Source organism: Streptomyces sp. SM18 (assembly GCF_002910775.2).
Classification (GTDB): Bacteria; Actinomycetota; Actinomycetes; order Streptomycetales; family Streptomycetaceae; genus Streptomyces; species Streptomyces halstedii.
The window spans coordinates 635,539-657,438 of record NZ_CP029342.1; the positions used below are offsets into that span (position 1 = coordinate 635,539).

Annotated in this window: 20 protein-coding genes and 3 pseudogenes; 14 read left to right on the forward strand and 9 right to left on the reverse strand. The window is 67.7% G+C overall.

Features of this window, described 5'->3' with window-relative positions; genetic code table 11:
• Positions 1 to 370 precede the first annotated feature (370 nt).
• The 3 genes from B9S64_RS02695 to B9S64_RS02710 all read left to right on the forward strand — a co-directional run bounded on the left by B9S64_RS02695 (position 371) and on the right by B9S64_RS02710 (position 3,265).
• Positions 371 to 562, forward strand: a complete 192-nt coding sequence (locus B9S64_RS02695) for a hypothetical protein (RefSeq protein WP_103493618.1) — start codon at positions 371 to 373, stop codon at positions 560 to 562.
• Between the two features lie 577 nt (positions 563 to 1,139).
• Positions 1,140 to 1,535 (forward strand): plasmid mobilization relaxosome protein MobC, encoded by a 396-nt coding sequence (gene mobC / locus B9S64_RS34820; protein ID WP_103493620.1) that lies wholly within the window; start codon positions 1,140 to 1,142, stop codon positions 1,533 to 1,535.
• On the forward strand, positions 1,532 to 3,265 hold the full coding sequence (locus B9S64_RS02710; RefSeq protein WP_103493621.1) for a relaxase/mobilization nuclease domain-containing protein: 1,734 nt from the start codon (positions 1,532 to 1,534) through the stop codon (positions 3,263 to 3,265). Before mobC ends, B9S64_RS02710 begins: the two co-directional genes overlap by 4 nt.
• 26 nt (positions 3,266 to 3,291) lie before the next feature.
• Here B9S64_RS02710 and B9S64_RS02715 read toward each other — a convergent pair.
• A pseudogene (locus B9S64_RS02715) lies at positions 3,292 to 3,777 on the reverse strand (sugar nucleotide-binding protein); the annotation flags it as partial.
• A gap of 696 nt (positions 3,778 to 4,473) precedes the next feature.
• Between B9S64_RS02715 and B9S64_RS02720 the strand changes: the two are divergent.
• From B9S64_RS02720 to B9S64_RS02735, 4 genes are all read left to right on the forward strand, one after another.
• Positions 4,474 to 5,264 (forward strand): IS5 family transposase gene (locus B9S64_RS02720; RefSeq protein ID WP_103493837.1). Its coding sequence is split into 2 segments (ribosomal slippage): positions 4,474 to 4,788 and positions 4,791 to 5,264, totalling 789 coding nucleotides; the frame shifts between segments, so codons are not numbered across the junction.
• Between the two features lie 547 nt (positions 5,265 to 5,811).
• Positions 5,812 to 6,729: a helix-turn-helix transcriptional regulator gene (locus B9S64_RS02725; protein ID WP_258038050.1), complete on the forward strand. Its 918-nt coding sequence runs from the start codon at positions 5,812 to 5,814 to the stop codon at positions 6,727 to 6,729.
• Between the two features lie 310 nt (positions 6,730 to 7,039).
• On the forward strand, positions 7,040 to 7,249 hold the full coding sequence (locus B9S64_RS35475; protein ID WP_226995231.1) for a sigma-70 region 4 domain-containing protein: 210 nt from the start codon (positions 7,040 to 7,042) through the stop codon (positions 7,247 to 7,249).
• Positions 7,250 to 7,473: 224 nt separating this feature from the next.
• The gene (locus tag B9S64_RS02735) at positions 7,474 to 8,253 is read left to right on the forward strand and encodes an SAM-dependent methyltransferase (RefSeq protein WP_103493625.1); all 780 of its coding nucleotides are present in this window, start codon (positions 7,474 to 7,476) and stop codon (positions 8,251 to 8,253) included.
• A 3-nt stretch (positions 8,254 to 8,256) separates the two neighbouring features.
• Here the strand turns inward: B9S64_RS02735 and B9S64_RS02740 are convergent, their stop codons facing one another.
• Positions 8,257 to 9,183, reverse strand: coding sequence for a helix-turn-helix transcriptional regulator (locus tag B9S64_RS02740; protein WP_103493626.1), 927 nt, complete (start codon positions 9,181 to 9,183; stop codon positions 8,257 to 8,259).
• Positions 9,184 to 9,267: 84 nt separating this feature from the next.
• Positions 9,268 to 9,507: a DUF397 domain-containing protein gene (locus B9S64_RS02745; RefSeq protein ID WP_014046763.1), complete on the reverse strand. Its 240-nt coding sequence runs from the start codon at positions 9,505 to 9,507 to the stop codon at positions 9,268 to 9,270.
• 669 nt (positions 9,508 to 10,176) lie between these two features.
• On the opposite strand from B9S64_RS02745, the gene B9S64_RS34115 reads away from it, so the two are divergent.
• Positions 10,177 to 10,479, forward strand: a complete 303-nt coding sequence (locus tag B9S64_RS34115; RefSeq protein WP_146060186.1) for a hypothetical protein — start codon at positions 10,177 to 10,179, stop codon at positions 10,477 to 10,479.
• Between the two features lie 36 nt (positions 10,480 to 10,515).
• Positions 10,516 to 11,345, forward strand: a protein-coding gene (locus B9S64_RS02750) for an IS5 family transposase (RefSeq protein ID WP_374936106.1) whose coding sequence is annotated in 2 segments (ribosomal slippage) — positions 10,516 to 10,842 and positions 10,845 to 11,345 — 828 coding nt in all. Because the reading frame shifts where the segments join, the coding sequence is not laid out codon by codon here.
• Positions 11,346 to 11,350: 5 nt separating this feature from the next.
• Here B9S64_RS02750 and B9S64_RS02755 read toward each other — a convergent pair.
• Both B9S64_RS02755 and B9S64_RS02760 read right to left on the reverse strand, forming a co-directional pair.
• Positions 11,351 to 11,728, reverse strand: a complete 378-nt coding sequence (locus tag B9S64_RS02755; protein WP_093820863.1) for a hypothetical protein — start codon at positions 11,726 to 11,728, stop codon at positions 11,351 to 11,353.
• A 469-nt stretch (positions 11,729 to 12,197) separates the two neighbouring features.
• On the reverse strand, positions 12,198 to 13,796 hold the full coding sequence (locus tag B9S64_RS02760) for a hypothetical protein (RefSeq protein WP_146060187.1): 1,599 nt from the start codon (positions 13,794 to 13,796) through the stop codon (positions 12,198 to 12,200).
• Between the two features lie 525 nt (positions 13,797 to 14,321).
• Between B9S64_RS02760 and B9S64_RS02765 the strand changes: the two genes are divergently transcribed.
• The 3 genes from B9S64_RS02765 (at position 14,322) to B9S64_RS02780 (ending at position 18,056) form a co-directional block, all read left to right on the forward strand.
• Complete coding sequence (locus B9S64_RS02765; protein WP_030817626.1) at positions 14,322 to 14,801, forward strand: hypothetical protein; 480 nt, start codon at positions 14,322 to 14,324, stop codon at positions 14,799 to 14,801.
• 250 nt (positions 14,802 to 15,051) lie between these two features.
• Positions 15,052 to 17,283 (forward strand): hypothetical protein, encoded by a 2,232-nt coding sequence (locus B9S64_RS34725; protein WP_219818812.1) that lies wholly within the window; start codon positions 15,052 to 15,054, stop codon positions 17,281 to 17,283.
• A gap of 338 nt (positions 17,284 to 17,621) precedes the next feature.
• A complete protein-coding gene (locus B9S64_RS02780) occupies positions 17,622 to 18,056 on the forward strand; it encodes a transposase (protein ID WP_374936104.1) in 435 nt (144 codons plus the stop codon).
• Between the two features lie 109 nt (positions 18,057 to 18,165).
• Here the strand turns inward: B9S64_RS02780 and B9S64_RS02785 are convergent.
• Positions 18,166 to 18,480 (reverse strand): annotated as a pseudogene (locus B9S64_RS02785) (sugar nucleotide-binding protein); the annotation flags it as partial.
• A gap of 187 nt (positions 18,481 to 18,667) precedes the next feature.
• Here B9S64_RS02785 and B9S64_RS02790 point away from each other — a divergent pair.
• Positions 18,668 to 19,111, forward strand: coding sequence for a hypothetical protein (locus tag B9S64_RS02790; protein ID WP_103493648.1), 444 nt, complete (start codon positions 18,668 to 18,670; stop codon positions 19,109 to 19,111).
• Between the two features lie 79 nt (positions 19,112 to 19,190).
• Positions 19,191 to 19,885, forward strand: a pseudogene (locus tag B9S64_RS02795) (hypothetical protein).
• Between the two features lie 184 nt (positions 19,886 to 20,069).
• Here B9S64_RS02795 and B9S64_RS02800 read toward each other — a convergent pair.
• The 3 genes from B9S64_RS02800 to B9S64_RS02810 all read right to left on the reverse strand — a co-directional run bounded on the left by B9S64_RS02800 (position 20,070) and on the right by B9S64_RS02810 (position 21,643).
• The gene (locus B9S64_RS02800; protein WP_103493628.1) at positions 20,070 to 20,891 is read right to left on the reverse strand and encodes a DUF317 domain-containing protein; all 822 of its coding nucleotides are present in this window, start codon (positions 20,889 to 20,891) and stop codon (positions 20,070 to 20,072) included.
• Between the two features lie 16 nt (positions 20,892 to 20,907).
• Complete coding sequence (locus B9S64_RS02805; protein ID WP_103493629.1) at positions 20,908 to 21,198, reverse strand: hypothetical protein; 291 nt, start codon at positions 21,196 to 21,198, stop codon at positions 20,908 to 20,910.
• Positions 21,199 to 21,289: 91 nt separating this feature from the next.
• Positions 21,290 to 21,643, reverse strand: coding sequence for a DUF317 domain-containing protein (locus B9S64_RS02810; RefSeq protein WP_030817633.1), 354 nt, complete (start codon positions 21,641 to 21,643; stop codon positions 21,290 to 21,292).
• Positions 21,644 to 21,900: the final 257 nt, after the last annotated feature.

A 21,900-nucleotide genomic window follows, 5' to 3' on the forward strand; every position in this document is an offset into this window, starting at 1 on the left:
GGCTCGCCGGGCCCGCCGCCACGGACCAAGACGCCCCGACCCTCGCGGACCAGCCCGGGGACGGTCCGGCGGACCAGGACGAGGACGATTCCTCAGCTGGACCGCAGGGGGCTCCGACCACGGACCACGAAACCTCGCCTGAGCCGCGGACCACGTCTGCGGACCAGAACGACGAGGTCCCGTGGGAGGTGAAGGTCGAGGTGGCCCGCAAGGCGGCTCTGGAGTCGGGTCGTATGACGCGGCGGGTCATACGACCGCATCTTCGGCGCGCCAACATCACCATCAGCAACGAGGGCTTCCGCAAGCTCCAGGCTCAGTTGTACGCAGATCCTGGGCTCGCGCACCTGCCCCGAGACACGAGGAGGTCGCGATGAAGACCTGCCGCCGGTTCAGCACCGTCCGCGCGGAGTACGAGCGCGAGATCCGGTACATGCTCGCTCACTCCGAGCGGTACGAGGGCAAACCAGCAGCGAAGTCCAGCGCGAAGCAGGCGACCTCGGCGAAGCAGCGGATGGCCCGGGCGCTCAGCAGCCACGTCGGGCGCTGCCCCGAGTGCGGCTGAGCTGAAAAAAGGCCAGTTCATCACCCCTATCCGTTCAGGCGGCCTTGCTCTGTGCCGGGCCACCGCCCCTCTCCGGGAGACGCGCCGTGATCCCTCGCTCATCCGAGCCAACCGCCGCCGAGGCCAGCGCCTGGGCGGATGTCCTGGTCCGTCGGCGACTCCTGTACGCCGCAGTTCTCACGCTTACGGGCCATCGGCTTGTCCAGGACGTGCCTGACGGGCCCGTCCGCGTCCTCTGCGGACCGGCCGACATCGTCGCGCTGGCCGGGGCCATCCAGCACCGCGCCGACTCCACGAGGTCCGAAACCCGATGACGAACGCACCTCGGAACAGCACCACCCCGGAACCGGATCACGACTCCAAGTCGGTCTCAGGGCGAGCAAGTTATCGCAAGAGCATTGCTCCCGCCGGGAGCAATGCTCTTGCGTCCCCCGCCCCTGGGGCGGCGGGAGCGGATCGGCACCGGGGGGCGCCAATCCGTGAGGATGCGACCGAGGGCGGCTCGCATCCTGGGAAGCAGGACGAACACAGCTGCCACAGTGCGAACTGCACGCACACCGCCCCTTCGAAGCCGCATGTGCAGCAGCGTGAACGCCTGCGTGACGAGAACAAACGCATACGCCAGCCCAGCTGCCGCATGAACGACGACGAGTACCAACTCCTCACCCGCGCAGCCGCCGTGTGCAACATGAGCGTCGCCAGTTTCCTCGCCCACGCCGCTCTTAAAGCCGCCGGCGACCTCGACCGTACGGCGGCGGAAATCGCCGCCCAACGAGAAATCCACAACGAGCTCTTCGCTTTGCGCCGGCACCTCGGCCACATCGGCAACAACATCAACCAGGTAGCCAAGGCGACCAACTCTGGTGCCGACGTCCCGTACGCCGAAGCCGTACTCGGCGCCGTCCAGCGCGCCACCCAGCGCGTGGACGCCTTCATCCAGCACTACCTCAACACCGAAACCCGAGCCGGATGATCCCGCGCGTCCACAAGCGAGGCTCGAACACGTTCGGCCTGCTCAACTACCTCTACGGCAAAGGGACCCATGAGGAGCATGTCGACCCGCATCTCGTCGCGGCCTGGGACAGTTTCGCTCAAGACCCCGGTCGCGATCCGCAGGCCACGAAGCGGCATCTGCAGCAGCTCTTGGACCAGCCCGTCCAGGCACTCGCGGAGTCGCGCCGCCCGGCGAAGCACGTCTGGCACCTTTCGGTCCGGGCCGCACCGGATGACCCGGTTCTCTCCGACGAGCAATGGGGCGAGATCGCCCGACGCATGGTCGCCGCGACCGGCATCGCACCGGCCGCCGACGAGGCGGGATGCCGCTGGGCAGCCGTGCGCCACGCCGACGACCACATCCACATCATCGCCACACTCGTCCGCGAGGACGGCCGGCGCCCGCGCCTCAACAACGACGCCAAGCGGTCGCAGGCCGAAGCCCGCTTGATCGAAGCCGAGTACGGGCTCAAGCAGCTCAGCACCGGGGATGGGACCGCAGCGCAGCGCCCAACCAGCGCCGAGCGCCACAAGGCCCACCGACAGGGCCGCGAGCGCACCGCGCGCGAAGAACTGCGCGAGAGCGTACGTCGATCAGTGACCGGCGCCAGAAGCGAAGAGGAGTTCTTCGACCGCCTCGCCGCTGCCGGCCTGCTGATCCGCAAGCGCGAGGCGCCATCCGGCGACCTGCTCGGCTACAAGGTGGCCCTGCCGGATGACCGCAACAAAAACGGTGAGCCCGTGTTCTACCCCGGCGCGCGTCTCGCCCCGGATCTGTCCCTGCCGCGCATCCGGGAGCGCTGGTCCGCCGACTCCGACAAGACGGGGTCGCCAGATTCTCCCGGCAGTGCATCGTCCAACAGCCCTTCTGCCGCGCGTCGCCGGACGGCCACGGCTGCGTGGGTGGCAATCGGGGTCGTCGAGGACGGTGACGACGCAGTCGCTGCTGCGTACATCGCCGCAACCGGCGAGGTCCTGGACGCCCTCGCGAAAACGTCCGCCGCCCACACCCGCAGCGAACTACGCGATGCTGCCAACGCGTTCGAGCGGGCCTCGCGATCCCACATACGCGCTGTACGCGGGCACGACCGGGCCTTGCGGCAGGCTGCCCGCGACCTCGTCCACGGAGGCCCGGCCCTCGGCCGGGGCGAGGACGGCGCCAGCACCGCGATGGTGATCGACATGCTGTTCTTCCTCGTCACGGCCGCCGCCCACTGGCATGCGAGGAAGGGCCATGCCCAGCAAGCCGAAGCCGCTAGCCGGGCCGCCGAGCACCTGCGCAACGCCTACCGGCCCGCCGCCGCTCAGCCACTCGGTGTGCTCCACCAGCGCGGCCGACGCCTGAGCCAGCCGGTACTCCAACGACAGACGGCGCTTCTGCGCGAAACGCTGCCGAGCCTGGCCGAGAAGATTCTCGCCGAGCCCGGTTGGTACGCCCTGGCCGCGACCATCGCGGAAGCCGACGCCGTCGGCCACGACCCGGCAGCACTCCTGTCCGACGTCGTGGAGAGCCGAGAACTGGGCACTGCGGACTCGGTCAGTGACGTCCTGGTGTGGCGACTGCGGCGGCGAGCGGATCTACCGGCCGACGCTACGGGGATACCGAAGAACCGCACGGTAAAAAATCCCGCGAAGGTGCGTCCGGCAACGGCCCGAGCCACCACCTCTGGTCGCCGTTTCGGTGAAGAGGCACCCGGCCACACGCGATGAGCCCCCGTCGCCGGTGCAACTGCGCCTCAGAGGAACTCGTGGACGCCGCGCAATGTCGTGCGCAGCTTCGCCTGGGTGGGCCGGCTGTCGAGCCGGACGTCGAGTGCGCCGGCAAGTGAGGTGCCGTCGCGGAGGCCCTTCGGCAGTCGGGAAGCATCGAGGCCGTCCCGCTCAGCAATCAGCACACCCAGGCCGTGACGACTCACGGCATCGGTACCCGCAAGGTGGTGCATGCCGCGGGCGTCGGTGAAGGCCAGTTCCAGCAGGGCGGCGGCAAGGTCACCGACATGCACGGGGCAGCGGATGTCGTCGGTGAACAGGGCTCCGGATCGGGAGCCGGTCGCGAGGTCGTGCACGAGGCATACATGCTCGGTCTGGAGGCCCCCGATGATCAGAGAGGTACGGACGATGACGGCGTCCGGAGCCAGAAACCGGATGCCGGTCTCCGCCGCGGCCTTCGCTGCGCCGTACGGGGTGACGGGATCGGGACAACAAGATTCGTCGTAGTGGACTAGGTGTATTGATCACGGTTCATGGGGCGGGGGGATCTCACAGACGAGCAGTGGGCAGTGCTGGAGCCGTTGTTGTACTGGCCGGTTGGCGGATCGGCGAAGGACGATCCGGTCCGATTCGATTCGACGAGTAGACGTGTGGTGCCCACTGGTTGTCCGAGCCGTGGGTGACACCGGCCTCCTGCCACACGCTGCTCCGGCACGTCGGCGGAAAGCGAGTACCGATCACGACGTCAAATACGTGCCGTGGTTGATTTTTCGTTTTCACAGCCGTGGCACCGATAAGCTCATTACGGGCATTGAGGGCTGCCCCGCCGCAAACATATTGTGAGGAGAGCCACACTTGCGTGTCGCGAGTCGTCAGATTCGGTGACCTGTCAGGTCCCGCGTCGGTCACGCAAGAAATTTATCGGTCGTATTCGCTCGAACCGACTACCCTGCGTTCCGCTCAGGGGCAAGCTTCGCGTTGCGTCATGCGTTTTCACGAGATTCCCGTGTGGTGGGCCCTCTGGGGCGCGGTAGCTTTTGGTGTCACCACGAAAGCGGGAGCCCCGACTTGGCCTCGGGACCCCCGCACGTGGTGAGCCCAGTCAGATCTCCATAGAGCTCGTAACACGATCTTGTTGAAGTGTGCTGGTTGGGCGTTACCGGTGTGGCGATTCGGCCGTTCGTGAGGGTGTGGGTACTCGACCGTGGATCGTGGACGATGAGTTGTGGGCGCTGATCGAGCCGCTGCTGCCGCCGTGGCCGGAGCGGTCCCCGGGGCCTCGGCCGGTGTCGGACCGGCGCTGTCTCCAGGGCGTTCTGTTCGTCCTCTACAACGACATAGCCTGGCAACTTCTGCCCCTGGAGCTGGGGTTCGGCTCGGGTCAGACGTGCTGGCGCCGCCTGGACCGGTGGCAGAAGGCGGGGGTCTTCGACCAGCTGCACCGGGTCCTGCTCGCGGAGCTGAACGCGGCCGGCAATCTCGACTGGTCACGGGCGTGCGTGGATGGTTCTCACATCCGCGCGAAAAAGGGGGCGCCGACACCGGTCCGTCGCCGGTCGACCGGCGGAAGACGGGCAGCAAGCACCACCTGATCTGCGACGGACGAGGTACCCCGCTCAAGGTCATCACGACCGCGGCCAACGTCAACGACGTCACCCAAACCCTCGCGTTGGTCGACGGCATCCCGCCCGTCGCGGGCCGACCCGGACGACCCCGCCGAAGGCCCGTAGCCCTCCTCGGCGACAAGGGCTACGACTCCAACCCGAACCGAGACACACTGCGCAAGCGGCGGATCATGCCAGTCATCTCCCAGAAGGGCCGCCCGAACATCAAGGGCCTGGGCAAACTCCGCTACGTCGTCGAGCAGACCTTCGCCCTGCTCCACCACTTCAAACGCCTCGCCGTCCGCTGGGAACGCCGCACCGAACTCCACGACGCCTTCGTCTCCCTCGCCTGCAGCCTCATCTGCTACCGACGCCTCAAGAAGCCTCGCCCATGATCGTGTTACGAGCTCATAGGAGAAAGAACATGCGCCACCTTCTCCGTCGGCTGCACGGTGCTGTGCGGTCGACTTCGCTTGAGAGTACCCTTCCGTCATTTCTGCTGCCACAAACCACACTGCTCAGGGTTTTCGCGGTCCGGGTCACGTGGGGCTCACTGCTGCTGAGCGTACTGGTCGTCATGACGTCTATGGGAACTTTTTCTGTTCCGTCGGGTGCCTTGTGGGCGCTTGCAGCGGCCTGCGCCGCTGACCAGTCGGTGCTGATGTACCAGGGGTACTGCCGCCGTTAGCGGTCGAGCCGGAGACCGGTCTGCGGACGTGGTCTCCGGCTCTCTCCTTGTCGTGACGTGATGCCCGGGGTTCCGGGTGCCTACGCATGACGCCTTGATGAATCGGAGAGGGAGACGTGGCTCAGCTCGAAGGGACCTCCCGGGAGCACCAGTACATTTATGCCTTGTGCAGCTACGCACTGTGTCGGCGGCGCTTCCGTCGGCGGCGCGGCCCCGGACGCCCGCGGGCCTATTGCTCCACGGCGTGCCGGCGCTTGGCGCAGCGCCTGAGGGACGATCACAGAGCGTCCACTGGTCAGTGGAGCAACCGTGCGGACAATGGCAGGGTCGCTGCCGAGCGTCTTCAGTATCTGAGTGATCAGTTGCTCGATGGCGAGCGTCGGGCCGCACAGCTGGAGGACTTGGTGCGGGCTGCGGGGGCCGTTGCCGCAGGAGTGGAGTCCTATGTCGGGGCAGCGGTGAATGACGCGCGCAGGCGGGGCCAGAGCTGGGTTTCGGTCGCGCGTGCGGTGAATCTGAGCCCGGACGCGGCTCGTCGTAAGTGGCAGGGCTATACCGGCCCAGAGGCGGCCTCTCTTCCCGAGGCCGTTATGGTCGGCACCACACCGTTCAGCGGTGCCGGGTATGACGTTGCTTCGGCCCGCTCGAACAGGGAGCAGCTGGGTGCCGCCCTGCGGTATCTCCTCCGAGCCAGTGGACGTACCACCGGTGCCGTGGCTGATCAGGCGGGCATCCCGGCTACGGCATTCTCCCGGCTCCTGACCGGGGAGCGCATCCCCGAGTGGCCGGCCGTCTTTACCCTCACCACCATTCTCGACGGGCGGCCCGAAGAATTACGCATGCTGTGGGAATGGGCCAAGGGCCGGACTCCGACCGCCGCCCACGGCGGCGCCACGGCAGTGGCCCGACTCGGCAATGCGATGCGGGGGCTCCACCTCGCCGCCGGCCGTCCGACCATGCGCGATCTCGGCCTGCCAGGCGTTCACGGAGCAGGCAAGCTGCGGCTCCTGGAGGCAGTTGTCAATGGCGACTCGATGGCAGGCTGGGAGGACTTCGCGCTGCTCGTCCAGCACTTGGGCGGCTCCCAGGAACAGTTCCGCCACCTGTGGGAGGACGTTCAGTACAGCATCTTCACTCTGTCGGTGAAGGCAGCGGTACATGGCACGGACTGACCACGGCGTCACACATCCGAAGTCGCTTTGCGGCGCAGCAGCGGCGGCGCGTCGCTTCCCACACGCGGGAGCGACGGCAAGAGTGCTGTCGTCGGTGGCCGACGAGGCAGTCGAGATCGTGTTTCCCGCTGACCTCGTTGTGTTCTGCTCCCGCCGCCGCGCTCTCTACACGCGATACAGTGCGCTGCGCATCCGGAGTTGGACGGCGGGAAGCGAGATCGCTGCTGCGGCTCTCGGTGACCTGGCCCTCCTGTGGCGGGAGGCGCTGGAGAGTCCGTCGCCCGCTGCTCTGTCCTGGCAGTTGCTGGGGATGAGGGTAGTTCGTACCGTCCGGGGCTGCGGCGTAGACCGACTTCATCGGACGTTGTCCGCTCGGCAGGCGGACGTGGTGCTGCTTCGCTACCGCCTCGGCCTGACCGTACGGGAGACCTCCGACCTCATGGGACTCTCGGCGGCAGATGTGCTTGTCGCCTCCCGGGCCGCGTTGAGGTCTCCTTCTCAGTCCCGTCTTCCACTCTGATCCCAGTGCCCCCGGCGTCATTGCCGCGGGGCGACCGGACCGTTGCTGCCCTCCCGATGGCATGCCAACGGGTTTTGCGCCACCTTTCGGTGGTCCTCTCGGTGATGAGGTGGCCGAGGGTGGAGTATTACTCCTAACATGGGGCGCCATCAGGGCCGGAGGCCGGCGCACATCCCCCTGCCTGTCGGGGTATTGCGTCGGCATATGACAGTCGGGGGTCTCACATGGACGTCAGCAAGGCCAGTGTCGCGCGCATGTACGACTATCTGCTGGGCGGTACAGACAATTATGAATCCGACTGGGCCGCGTGCGAGGAACTTTTGCGTCTTGCGCCCAGTACACAGCAAGTCGCGTTAATCAACCGCCAGTTTCTTGTGCGGGCAGTCAAGTACATCGCCGGTACCGGCAACGTGAAGCAGTACATCGATCACGGGTCCGGCCTGCCGACCCAGAACAACGTCCACCAAGTCGCCCAACGATCCGACAAGAGCGCACGCGTCGCGTATGTGGACAACGACCCCATAGTCCTGGCCCACGGGCGCATGATGCTGGAGGAGAATCGGAATACCGCGGTCATCCAAGCCGACATGCTCAACACGAGGCATATCTTCGACCGTGCCAAGGAGCTGGAGATCTACCAGCCAGGGCGTCCCACTGCAGCTCTGTTCGTTTCCGTTCTCCACTGCATCCCGGATGAGAAAGATCCGTGGCAGCTAGTCCGGAATGTCGTCGAGGAACTACCTTCTGGGAGTTATCTCGTGCTCAGTCATTTGGCAAGCGACGACGCTCAACTCCGGGAGGACGTGACCAGGCTGATGCGGCGAGTCACGGGAGATAAGTGGGGAAGAGTCAGATCGTTCGCGGAAGTCGACCGCTTCTTCGAGGGCCTGGAAATCGTCGGAGAACTCTGCGACGTTTCGCGGTGGCGGCCGGACAGCGACCTGGGGCCACGGCAGGAGCAGGCGGAATGGATCGAGTACGGTGGAGTAGCCCGAGTTCCTTAGGGGTCAGCCTTCCAGCCTCTTGATGTGGCGCTCCAGGATCTTCAAAGTCGTCGTCCGGTCTTCCGCCAGGTGCCACAGCGACGTCATGGCGAGTTTGTAGCGCACCAGGTCCTGGGGACGCGTCACATAAGTCCCCATGTCCGGAACTTCCAGATACACCATGTCCATTTCACGTCCCGGCGGAAAGGCGAGGTGAGTCATAGAGGCGGCTGGGGACAGGGCTTCCGCACCGCGGTCGAAGGAAATGATGCGGAGGTGCACGTGCTCCCTGTTCTCCTCCCAGCTATACAGCTGCCGGAGTTGTTCGCGCATGACGGCTGTGCCGCCAACTCTTCGCACCAAGGCGTTCTCATCGATTACGGCGTAGTACAGCGGCGGCGAGGAGCGTTGGAGCAGTCCCTGCCGGATCAGACGAACATGAACCCGCCGCTCGACATTGCGCTCGATCTGCGCCGCGTCTATCCCGGGTTCACTGTGCACCTGCATGAGGGCGCGCGCGTACGGGCCCGTCTGCAGCAGGCCGGGAATGTACTGCAGTTGGTAGGTCCTGATGGACTTGGCGGACGCCTCGACGCTGATCAGTCGTTCCATCCAGCCGGGCACCACGTCATGGAACTCGCCCCACCACGCATCGGTGTGTGACTTCTGCACAAGGCTGGCTATGATGTCCAGCTCTTCGGCTTCATTCACGCCGTAGTGACGCGCCAGCGCGAGAACGGTCTCCTCACGAAGAGGAGTGATGGCGTTCTCGATACGGCTGAGGGTCGCGACTGATCCGATGACGCCGGCCTTGACGACGTCCGCGCCACGAAGGCCCAGGCGCTCGCGGAGTTGGCGGAGGCGCGCACCGACTACTCGGCCCGCTCCTGCCGGAGTGCCGGCCGGCTTGGCGCCGCCCGGCACTACACGGAGAGGCTGCCCGCTCAACATCCCACCCCTTGATCGGCATCTCACTCATAGCTTCTCAAGGTGAGGATGTCACATCAACCAGGTGTGAGCGGCCTCCGATGCGATTCAGGCGGCCATGCTGTCGAATTCCCCCTGCCGGGCTCCGGCCAGCATGGCCTTGATCTCCGAACGCGTGAACACCAGCGCCGGCCCCTCCGGGAAGCGTGAATTACTCATCGCCACCTCCCCATTCGGCAGCTCTGCAAATCGCACGCAGTCTCCACCGGCCGGGTTGCTGGCGGAGCTCTTCACCCACCGAACGTCACCCATCGAAGACGCCGGCGCCCCGTTTTGAAAGTTGATCATCCCAGTCCTCTCCTTCGTTGACCTGCACATTTCGCGCTCGCCAGCCTCGCCGTCACGCCCAACCCCCCAAACCTGTCGATCTGATTGTCAGGGCTGATGAAATTTCACGGGCCGGTGGAACGCACATGATCGTAGGCGTACGAGCAGGGGTTTCGCCGTCCCCCGAAAGGGCTCTTTTTCAGTATGGTGATACGAGAAAGGATTCGAATTTACGTACAAGCGGAATTCAATGTTCCGTTTCGATGATGGCCTAAACATCACCCATAGCGACAGGGTGGCTTAAGGTGGCGAAAGTGGCTCGCCACCTTTCCCCGTGCCTGGGATGGGGGGACAGAGCCTCTCGGCAAGTTTCATCGCCCCAACTCAGAAGGCACGTTCGTACTTCCTCTCTGCTTCCGGTCCCCTCTCAGCCGAAACGGCGAGGCTTGGAGCCGCACCACCAGCCTCCGGCATGACCGAAAGTGCACCTTCCGCCCCCCTTCTTGACCAAGTGCGAGGCCACCTCGCGTACCGGGCCGGATGACGCCAAAGGGTGCGGGCGCCCCGCCCGGCGCCTGCTGCCGCTTCGCCCTTGCCGCCCCCGGCCCCAGTACGGCGCCCGATGGGAGGCTCGCCCGGATTCCCGGAAACACGGTCACGCCGGCCCGTCCCCCTTGCTACAAGAGCAGCATGGGAATCTGGACCGACGCCTTCATCGCACCCCCGAAATCGACTCTCCTGCGACCGGAGGCGTTCGGTCGGCTCACGGTCGAGCTGGCGCGTGAACGTGTGGCCCGGACCCCGTCGACGCTCCTCGCGGGGCAGCTCTGCGTCAACGCGAGCCTCAACTGGGGCAGTGTCAACGGGCAGGCCCGCTGGGACGGGCGGCCGTCCGCCGGTACGGTGCTGCGGACCGAGGAGTACCGGGGAATCCCGAACCCGGACGACGCCCCCTCCCCTAGAGCGTGTCTCTCTGATCGATTGGCCAGTTGATCGGATGTGTCCGTCCGATTAGTGATCACTGATGCGATGTGGGACCGGATCGAACCGCTGATGCCGGCCGATCCGGTCCGCGGTCGGCGATGGGCCGACCACCGCCGAACCCTGGAGGCCATCGCGTGGAAGTACAGCACCTGCTCGCCCTGGCGGGACCTGCCCGACGAGCTCGGCTCGTTCCAGACCGCCCACAAACGGTTGATCAGGTGGGCCGTGGACGGCACCTGGGAACGCGTCTTCGCCGCGGTCCTGGCAGCAGCCGACGACGCTGACGACATCGGCTGGACCGTGTCGGTGGACTCCACCGTCTGCCGGGCTCACCAGCATTCCGCCGGCGCCAGGAAAAGGGGGCTCCGGGCCGGGCCGAACCCGACGATCACGCGCTCGGACGCTCCCGCGGCGGCCTGAGCACGAAGGTCCATCTCGCTAGTGACGCCCGTGCACGGCCCCTGGCCCTCCGCGTCACCGCAGGCCAAGCCGGTGACGCACCGGCCTTCGAGACCGTCATAGCCGCCATCCGCATTCCGCGAAGCGGTCTCGGACGACCGAGAACCCGCCCCGATGCCGTCCTCGCGGACCGAGCGTACTCATCCCGTGCGATCCGAGGTCACCTCCGCCAACGCGGGATCCGCGCTGTCATCCCCCAGCCCTCCGACCAGATCGGCCACCGGCTGCGGCGAGGCAGTGCTGGAGGGCGACCGCCCGCCTTCGACGCCGAGGCATACAAGCAGCGCAACTCGGTCGAACGCTGCATCAACCGGCTCAAGCAATGGCGCGGCCTGGCCATGCGGACGGACAAGCTCGCCATTGCCTACCAGGCCGCACTCCACCTCGCCGCGATCCTCATCTGGGCACGGCGATAGCCCGCTCAGCGATCGACCACCCAACGTGCGTCCGCAGGCCAAGACCCCGCGCCAACGATGTGCTCCACGAGCCTGAATGCCTCACCGATGGGGACGGTGTCCTCATCCGGATACTCGTCGCCCTGCCCGTTGGACAGGATGAACCCGTCGCTCGACCCCGCACTTCCGGGGTCCACGGCATGCTCGCCGGGATCACCCTCGCCTTCGAGCAGCACCACCATCGCTCGCTCGGCATCCGTCACGAAGGCCAGCAACCGTCCAGACGAACTGGTCAGCCACGTCTCAAGCTGCCCGTTGTCGATCCTCGACCGAAGAGCCTCCACCACCCCCGTCGACGACACAGGGACAGGGCTGTCGTCATTGACCACCCAAGACTCGATCACGAGCACGACGATCTCACAGACGGATCCAAGAGACAGGCCCTAGACCCAAATTCCGCCGGACCGCAACCACGCCCCCGCCACCGCGGACAATGCCTCGCCGACCTCCGGGCGATCTGTGCGAGCGTCTCGGCGAGGGTATCGACGGCAACCAGGGCATCGTCGGCCGCCCCGCTCCGACCGGACCCGGCCGCAGCCTCCGCGAGCTTGCACGCCGCTTCCACCGCCCGGTCCGCGCGCTCCTCGATGCCGGGCCCCCCGTTCCACCAGTCCCATGCCGAGACCGTCGCCCAACGCGCCGAAAAGACGAAAGGAGATCGCCCGACGAACGGCCCACACGCCTTGACCGGCCATGCACGTGGTGCGGCGGACTACTCATCGCTCACACCCGGAGCGAGGACCTGGACATCGCCACCGAACTCGGTCAGTCCATGCCGATCGAGGCCCGCGCCCTGCCCGGGCGGCGAAGGGGTCAGCGGGAGCGCCAGTCTGTGAAGACCAGTTCGGCGTCGGCTTCCACGACCGCGCGAAGGTCCTCGTCGTCGTCCGGGGCGTGCAGGTCGAGCGCGGCGAGGACTCTCCGGTAGTACTGGTAGGAGAAGTGCGGGTCCCCCGCCGCGATGAGGGACGACAGGAGCGGCTCGTCGTCGGCTGCGGACTGATTGATGTGGACCAGCACCTGGACGCGTTCCTCGTTGCCGAGGGGAGGAAGTGCGGAGCCGAGCTGTTGCTCCAGTCGGCTCCAGCTCGTCGAGGTCCGCTCCCGAGCGGCCTTCTTCAGGGCTCCGCGGACGGCTGACGCGGTGGGCACGAGATGGGCCGGCAGCGTGGCCGAGTGCTGCTCCGGCACCGGCACTAGCTCCGGAACTCGTTCCGGCTTCTGTGCGGAGGGGGCGGTGGCCTCCGGCTCTTCTACGGGGGCGACGGGCCTCTCCGCGTATTCGTTCACCTTGTGCGCCTCGGCCAGGGACAGAATGTCTCCGGCCCCCGCCGCCGCGAGCACGAGTTCCTCGACAAGCTCTTGCCGTTGCTCAGGCGACAGCACCTCATGCTCACGGCGCAGCCGGCCGAGGATGCTCTGGACCAGCCCTCGCGCCCTGTTCCGCTCTTTGCGTACCCGGGCCTGTTCTTGTTGCTCCTGAAGCTGCGCCTGGCGCCGCTTCATCAGTTCCTCGGCCTCCGCCGCGTCGCGGACTGCGCGTTCCCGGGCCGCAGCCGCACGGCGTGCGTCCGCCTCTCGCCGCTTCTGGTCGGCACGCTGACGGGCTTCACTCAGCAAAGTGTTTGCTGCCTTGAAGACGGTGGCTTCCTGCGGTGTGGCCGCCACGTCGTTGAGAAGAAGCTCTCGGGCCGTGAGGATCAGCGTGGAGACGTCGCGGTCGTATCCGCGTCCGACGGCGATTTCGAGCCGGTCGAAGAGCTGCCGCCGGGTTCGGTCCTGCTGGGAGATCCATCTGTCGGCGTGCTCGATCGCTCGTTGCAGGTGCGTGAGGGCCTGCCCTTCGCAGCGCGGTACCTGGAGCTGTGCGGTGTCCCGCAACTTCCGGACGGCGGCACCCTCCTCGCAGCGCACGGCCTGGTCGATGAGCCGGGTCAGAGCGCCGATCTGCACCGGTCCTTTCGGCGTCTCGGCACGGGGCTGCGGCACGGGCGCCTGTTGCGCGGCTGCGCGGGCCGTCTTCCAGCGCGTGACGACGGGGGTGATGAGGCGGCCGTGCTCATCGACGGTGCAGTCCGCCAGGTCGAAGTCCCAGTCGGTGCCGACGTACGGGACCTCGGTGCCCAGCACCATGACCCGCTGGTTGCCTTCGCTGATGAACTTGACCCGGTGTACGTAGCCGCGGCGAACCAGGGTGCGGTGGTCGATCGGGACGCCGGGCCCGAGAATGACCTCGGCCGCCGTCGTCGCTTCCCAGTCGGGCGGCGTGGCGGGGTTTAAGTGCAGCAGCAGCGTATGCCCGCCCACCTCGATCTCCACGAGGGAGCCGGCCGGGGCCTCCGCATGTTCGTGATAGCGGTAGCGCGGAGTGTGCCCCTGACCGCGCAGCCACTTCTGGGTGGCCGTGCGCACATACAGGTGATCCGCGCTCGCGATGCCCCGAGAGCGGCGGCCGCACTCGGGCAGTAAACCGTCAGGGGCGGGGAAGTGAGCGAAGTGACTGACGCGAACGTAGCCCCGCCTGGTCAGGAGTTGCCCGCCGCACCCGCCCAGTAGGATCCCGCACCAGAACGTCGTCCCGGAGAAATCCTGGCGGAATTCGTCGAGCTCGTCGGCGTCCGTCGGGCACACCACCGGATCATCTGATCCAGGACCCGCGAGCACGGCCGTCTGGATCTGCCGCGTATCAACGTCCATTCCCATGGCCAGCCCCCTCGCCAGCACAGCCCAGTCCTCACGCCGACGCCGGAGCCTCCAGGGCGAAGAGTGGGTAGGTCATCATCTGTCGGTCAGCCTAGTGAGCGTCACGGAGCGTCGCGCGAGTTTCCGGATGATGCCGTGGCCGATTACCTCGGTATTTCCGACGAAAGCGTGCGGGGCCGGTCTACGGTGGGTGGTGGCGGTCGTGCGTGGGCGCGGCACCGCGAAGGGGGACGTGTGGAAGCCGAGTTGGCCGCGTTGGCGGCTTCGGGGGCGACGACGCTGGTCGGGTTGATGGTCTCGGATGTCTGGGCCCAGGCGCGTGACAGGGTGGCGGGGCTCTTCGCTCGCGGCGGTGACCGGTCGGCCGGTGAGCTGGCACGGATCGAGCGGTCGCAGGCCGAGCAGTTGCAGGCATCCCGGGAGGCGCTGGTGATCGCTCGTGCGTCTCAGGACGAGGCGACTGCGGCCGACATCACGCAGGAGTGGGAGTCGCGATTGCGCCGACTGCTGCGCGGTGATCCGTCGACGGCCGACGAACTGCGCCGGCTGCTCGACGAACTGCGGCCGCAGGTGCCGCAGCAGCCTGCGGTGAGCGTGCACAACATCATCTCCGACGGGGAGTTCCACGCGCCGGTCTTTCAGGCAGCGCGTATCTCCGGGGTGCGTTTCGGCGCCTCGGGGTCTTCGGCCCAGGCAGGGGAGGAGAGTTCGTAGCCGGTGTCCCCACGCCGGGGGATTCACCCGGCGGATGCGGTGACAACCGGGACTCTGGCTCGTTCTTGCTGAAGCCCGCGGGTCCGGTGCGGCGTGGGGAGTAGCGTGCGCGCTACGGGAGTTCGAGGTCCCGGGTTCTGGATTCCGGGCGCGGTGGTGTCCGCCCGGGCCGGCGCACGTGATCGAACCCGCGACGAGTGTTGAGTGCCCGCAGTTGCTGTCGCCGCCGCGGGCTGCGACGGGGGTAGGGATGCGTGACGAGGCGGAGTCCGCGGCGGCGGACGGGGGGACTGTCCATAATGAGGTGAGCGGCGGTTCGCAGGGCACCCTGAACCAGGGGCGGGACTTCATGTGGTTCGTAGGGGGCTCCCACATCCATGTGCGGTCCGGGGAGGAGCTGGTCCGGGAGGGGGCCTGGTCGGACTGCCCGTATCTGGGACTTGCACCGTTCCTCCAGCGGCACGCACGGGTGTTCTACGGCCGAGACACGTTGGCCGAGCGGCTGGCCGAGCGGCTGATGACGCAACTGCCCCAAGGCATGCTGGTGGTGGTGGGAGCCTCGGGAGCGGGAAAATCGTCGCTGCTGCAGGCCGGGCTGTTACCGCTCCTGGAACGGGGTGAGCTGGGGCGATGGCCGGTGCTGAGCATGACTCCCACAGGGCAGCCGCTGCGGGAACTGGCCCACGGGCTGGCCCCGATGGCCGGGGTGGACGTGGTATCGGTGGACCGCTCGCTGCGGGACGACCCCCAGGCCGCACCGCAACTGATCGAACAGGTGATCCGCGCAACCAGCACCCACACGGACCAGGCCGCGGGTATCGACACGGACCCCGGTGGGGGTGGGCGGGCGCCCCGGCTGGTGCTGGTGATCGATCAGCTGGAGGAGTTGTTCACCCTCGCCCAGAAGAGCAAGCAGGGCCGGGAGGAGCGGGCCGCCTTCCTCGCGGCACTGCGGGCGGCGACGACCCCGGCCGAGCCGGGCGGAGCACCGGCCGCGATGGTGGTGGCAGCGGTCCGGGGTGACTTCCTGGACCAGGCGCTGCGCTTCCCGCTGCTGGCCGAGGCGATCGACGCCGAGGTGTTCGCGATCACGCCGATGAGCGAGACGGAGCTGCGGTCCGCAGTCACCGGCCCGGCCGCCGAAGCGAAGCTTGGCATCGACGAAGCAGTCGTCGACGCGGTCGTGGCAGAAGTACGCTCCGGCGACCCGGCCACCGAAGGCTTCGGAGCAGGAGTGCTGCCCCTGGTCTCCCAGGCGATGTACGCCGCCTGGAAGCACCGCGAACCCGGCGGGGAACTGAACCTGCGCGCCTACCGGCGCGGCGGCGGGACCACCGACGCCGTCAACCGCAGCGCCCAAACCCTCTACGACAACCTGCCCCCCGAACAGCAGACGATCGCGGGTACGGTGTTCACGCTGCTGACGATCGTGGCCCCGGACGGGCGTTTGGCCCGCCGCCGCCTGAGCATCGTGCAGCTCCGCGCGGCGTGCACCGCGGACCCGGCCGAGGTGGACGCGGTGGTCGCGGCGTTCGCCGCGCACCGGCTCCTGGTCATCGACGGCACCGGCGTCGAAATCGCCCACGACGTGCTGCTCACCTCCTGGCACCAACTCACCACATGGCTGGAGGGCGACCGCCTGGACCGGGCCCTGCACAGCCAACTGCTCACCGACACCACCACATGGATCGACCACCAAAAGCACAAGGCGTACCTGTACCCGGCCCCCCGGCTGACCGAAGCCCGCGCTGCGGCCGACCGCTGGACAGCCGACCCCGAGCGCTACCCACAGCCCACCGCCGACGCGGCCGAGTTCCTCCTGGCCGGCCACCGCGCAGCCCGCCGCAGCACCCGCATCCGCCGCGCCCTCATCGCCGTCCTGGTCTTCCTGAGCGTCTTGGCCGTCCTGGTCGTCCGGGATGGCGTGGACGACCGGGACCTCCAGGACGGCCAGGACCCCCAGGACGCCTGGGACTTCAAGTACGCCATGGTCAGCCTGGGCGTCTTGGCCGTCCCGGTCATCCTGGTCGTTTTGGCCGTCCTGGCCATCCTGCGCATCCTGCGCAGCCGGGTCGGCGGGGTCGGCCGGGTCGCCTTGTTCGCCCTGGTCGCCTTGTTCGCCCTGGTCGCCCTGGTCGCCCTGTCCGTCCTGGTCGCCCTGTTCGCCCTGGGCGACCAGGGCCCCCTGGGCGACCTGAGCACCCAGGTCGTCCTGGGCAGCCGGTTCGCCCTGTTCGCCCTGGTCACCCTGGTCGCTCTGTTCGTCCTTTTTCTCCTGGTCGCCCTGGGCGGCCAGGGCCCCCTGGGCGCCCGGGGCGCTCTGGGCGCCCAGGTTGCCCGAGTCGCCCGGGTCGTCCTGGGCGGCCGGGTCGCCCGGGTCGCCCGGGTCGCCCGGGTCGCCCTGTTCGCCCTGGGCTCCCTGTTCGCCCTGTTCGTTCTGTTCCTCATGGTCGTCCTGGTCATCCGGAGCATCGCCATCTGAGTGCAAAGGCCCGGAGCGGACGCCGCAGCCCACCACGAAGCGAACAGAGACGTCGAGCGCCAGGTCTTCGAGAAAGTCCTACGGTCCGGCCTCGGACGGCTGGGCACCGGGGCGGAGCGCAAGGCGGAGGTCGACGACATCGTCCGGCAGACGGTCCTGGGAGACACTCCCTAGGGCCCCTCACACGTGGACTCCACCGTCGCTCGCGCCCACCAGCATGCGGCGGGTGCCCGAAAAAAAGGGGGGATCTGCAAATCGGGCCGCCCGGTGGTGTGTTCACAGGACCCGACGACCACGGGCTCGGACGCTCCCGGGGTGGGCTGACTACCAAGCTCCACTTGGCGGTCGAGCAGGCTCAGAAGCCGATGTCGCTGGTGATCACGGCCGGGCAGCGCGGTGACTCCCCGCAGTTCCAGGTGGTCCTGGGACGCATCCGGGTGCCTCGGCTCGGCTGGGGCCGTCCACGTACCCGGCCGGACAAGGTCCGCGCCGATAAGGCATACGGCTCCCGTGCGAACCGCGCCTACCTGCGCAAGCGCGGTATCTGCTGCACGATCCCGGAGAAGTGCGACCAGATCGCCAACCGAAAGAAGCGCGGTTCTCACGGGGGCCGGCCGCCCAAGTTCGACAAGGCCGACTACGAAGAGCGCCACGCGGTGGAGTGCGGGATCAATCGCCTCAAGCGCCACCGCGCGGTGGCGACGAGGTACGACACGCTCGCCGTCCGCTTCGAGGCGACCGTCCTCATCGCAGCCATCAACGAGTGGTTGTGACTCCTTCATCTCGCCTGCGCACAGGGTCGGTGACGAGCAATTCCTGCAGGAGTTCAACGACGAGATCGGGCTGTCCTACGAACGGGCAGTGGCCCGTTTGCCACTCGCGCACGGCGTCGCTGCTCACGTGAACGAGGCGGCAGCCGTACTTCGCCCCAGCCATTGCCAGGCGGACCGAGCCATCGGCCGTGACGGCCCAGTCGGCGCCGCCGCTGCTCGCGTTGATGACCACGCAGGGGGCGAGCGAGGCAACGATCTCCTCGACACGGTCGCCGACCCGCAGGTCCACCTCGTACCACGTGGCCTCCGGACCATCGCACGGCCTGGTCGCGAAGGTCGCGGCGACGCGATGTCCAGCGGCAGATGCCTGGCGGACCAACTCGGCGCCCAGGAAACCGCCGCCGCCGACAACAAGAACAGTCATGTCATGCCACGGTAGACGGTCCTCACCTCGCTCGAAGCGGCCTCGCCTGGAGCAACGCCAGCCCCAAGAAGCGAGGAAACACCTCATGGCCTGCGGACGGTGACTGTGGACTCTGTGAATTGAAACCGCCAGGGGCATGGGGCACGATCATGAAGCGAGTCGGACGAGGCAAGGGGAGGACGCCAGGGTGTTTCACCGAATACGACGTAGGGCCAAGGGGCCGAGCGAGGCGCAGTGCCAGTTCGCCGAGGTGTATGCGCGGATGCAGAACCAGGTCCCGGCGGGCTTCGGGGAGCCGCCGGCCTACCCGGAGCCCACCGAGTCGGTCGCCGTGGTGGACGACTTCCTCCCGCCGGAGCTGCGCGTACCGAGCCACGACCAGGTCGACGGCAAGATGATGCCGTGGACGCAGCCCCTGGTCCTCGACGGTGAGATGGTCGCCTGCGCCGAGTGCGGGGCATACCGGGACTGGCTCATCCTCTCCACCCGCGACCAGATCTGGCTGCGCTGCCGGGCCGGCCACCAGCAGCAGGAGACCCGCCTCGACACGGCGTGGTACAACCGGCACTCTGGACCGGCGGACGCGACGCACGCCACGTTCGAGGACTGCCTGCGCCACCTTGGGCACTGACCACCACTCCTACGACCCCACCGGGCCTCCGGGCCCGCACTGACCACCCGTCGCCTAGCACCAAGGGGTCAGTTCCGTCATGCGCGTTCGCGTCGCCACCACCATCCTCGGCATCACCGCCGTACTCCTCGCCGTACCGGCCTGCTCCACCGACACCGTCGGCAACCCGTCCGACTCCGCGCCGTCCGCCCGTCCCGGGAAGCAGGCCGACACAGCCCAGCAGGTTGCCCTGCTCTCGTCGGCCGCGCTGGAGACGCGCCTGTTCAACGAGAGCGACCTGGGCAGGGGCTACCTGCGCAAGCCTGAACGCCCCTCCCAGCACGACGACGTCGCCGTCATCGGCTGTCCAGCCCTGAGCGAGCTGGGCGGCGACGCCGCGACCGGCGGCACGCTCAGCTTCCCGCGCAAGGCGAAGGCGGACTTCACCTACGGGGGCAGCTCCTCGGAGGTCTCCGAGGAGCTGTACAGCGACAGCCCGACCAAGCTGACCGACGGTATCGGCCGGATCTTCGACGCGATGACCGGGTGCCCGACCTATCAGGTCGTCGCCGGCGGCACCCCCATCGACATGGCTTCGCAGAAGCTGAACCGCCCCACAAGCTCGGCGACGAGCAGTGGAGCCAGCTCCTGACGTTCTCCACGAGGGAACGGAGCACCGTGGTCAAGCAGACCGCCATCCGCGACGGAAGTCTGCTGCTGATTGTCTCCGGCTCCCCGGCCCTCGTCGACCGGCACCTCGACAAGGCCCTCGACAAGGCCACGACAACGAGCTGACCTGCCCATCCGCCCTGCTGCTGCCTCCGAACGCTATGCGTCGGGGGCAGCAGTGCGTCACAGGGGCAAAGCCTTGTGGACATCAACGGTGCACCGCGACTGTCGCGGTCCGGGAAGCAAGAAGCCCGGCGCCCTCCAATGAGGAGGGACCGGGCTGCGGGCGTCGGGAGGGGCTGGCTGGATGTTAGATGGCTGGCGCGCGCAGAAGCCGAGCCTGAGTGGCCTCAGGCAGCACCCGGCGCAGGACCGGCGCGGTCGAGCTGAGGGAGGCGGCGAAGGCCACGACGAGATCGTGCGGGACGCTCGCGCCGAAGGACGCCGCCCACAGGCACGGCGCGCCGAGCGCGGGTTCCGCCCACGCCTGCCACCCAGCCGATCCCACTTCGTCGACCTCGGTGGTCAAAGCGCGGGGGTCGCCGTCCTGGATGAGGGGCGGCACCTCGCCGAGGCTGATGTGCGAGGTGAACGTCGGATCCGTCGCCGCCGCCCGGGGCTGGTCGATGTCGCGGAACCAGCCGTGTGAGGCGACGGCGTCGAGGACCAGCTCGGGGCCCGCGATCGGCACGGCGGGCTGGTCGCGGGCATCGAGTGCGACGAGAAAGTCGGCCACGGACTCACCAGGGACGCCGCAGGTGAAGTACGCCGACCACTGAGCGAGCCGGCTGCTCGTGTCCGGGCGGGCGGAAACCTGCCAGGCGATCGGCAGATCCCCCAGGTGGAACGGCTCGTCCGCCAAGCTCCACTGTGCCCACCGGAGGGTGTCGGGGCTGATGTGCAGGACGGTACTGCGCAGGACCTGGCGGTCCTCATCTGCTTCGTCCGGCTGGTGACGACCGCGGACGATCGTCAGGCTCGTCCAGCCCAGGCCAGAAAGCGTGTCAGCGACGGCGTCGTAGAGGCGCCCATCATCACCGGCCAAATATCGGGGCCCGACCCAGAACGCGGGCTGGCCACCAGGCGGAGTGGACGGGTCGAAAGGGAAGTCGGGGTACAGGGGCGCCTCCAAAGGCTCGGTGCGGGTTCTACTTGCCGCCGGCACGGCGGCGAAGTCGGCGTGGGGGTGCCTGGACAGGGCCCTGCCACGTCAGGTCGACGGCCACCTCGGGTGGCAGATGGCCGAGCTGTGCGTCCTCGTCCCGCCCCTCGGCGAGGTAGACGACGGTCCGGTCGGTCTCGTCCACCGATTGCACGACCTGTGCCAGCCGGTGTGCCATCGGAAAGTACGGATTCATGGCCTGGCGGACCGGAGCACTCCGGTCGCAGGCGGACAACAGGTCGATAAGATCACCGACGGTCATCTCCGGGGACGTCACGAAGGGCCTCCTGGGGCGAGGGGACGGGGAGCGAAGAAGGCCGGCAGGAAGCCGGTCCTCCGGGCGAGAGCTTCCACTGAGTCCTGCACGGTCATACGCGCCGCGACGTCTCCAACACTCGCGCCACGGCGGCGGCGACGATGTCGGCCGGCGTCTCGGTGTCGAACGACAGGTGGTAGCCGGGCACCTCGGCCGTGCCGGTGACGGCTATCGTCCATCCCTCACCGTCGGTGCCGGGGCGGCCGTCCGGGAACCAGCCGAGGTAGAAACGGCCATCCTTCGAGCTGACATGCACGTCCGCGCGATCGTCCACGATCAGGTGGAAATCTTCTGCAGAGAATTGGTCCATGACGAGCGTGGGCTGGCCCGGACCGAGCTGCCACTCACGCAACCGCAGGGCTTCGACGGTGGTAGAGAAACCGGCGCCCAGGGACGCTATGGTCACAGGCAATCACCTCTCTGACCTGGGGTTTCTTGTAAGGTGGTCTACGTTGACATGCCCTCGCCCGCGTTGGCCAGTCTTTCCGCGATCTTTCCTGTCTGCCCCCAGCGAACTGCCGAACCTAGACGTCCTGCAGGGCCTCAAATCTCGTTGCGCAGTCGCAGGACTGGATGCATTTCGACGGCATTGATTACGCGACCGTGAGACAGCGCAGACCAGAGGCCCGTCGCTTAGGACAGACGCCCGAAGCAGTAAGGAAA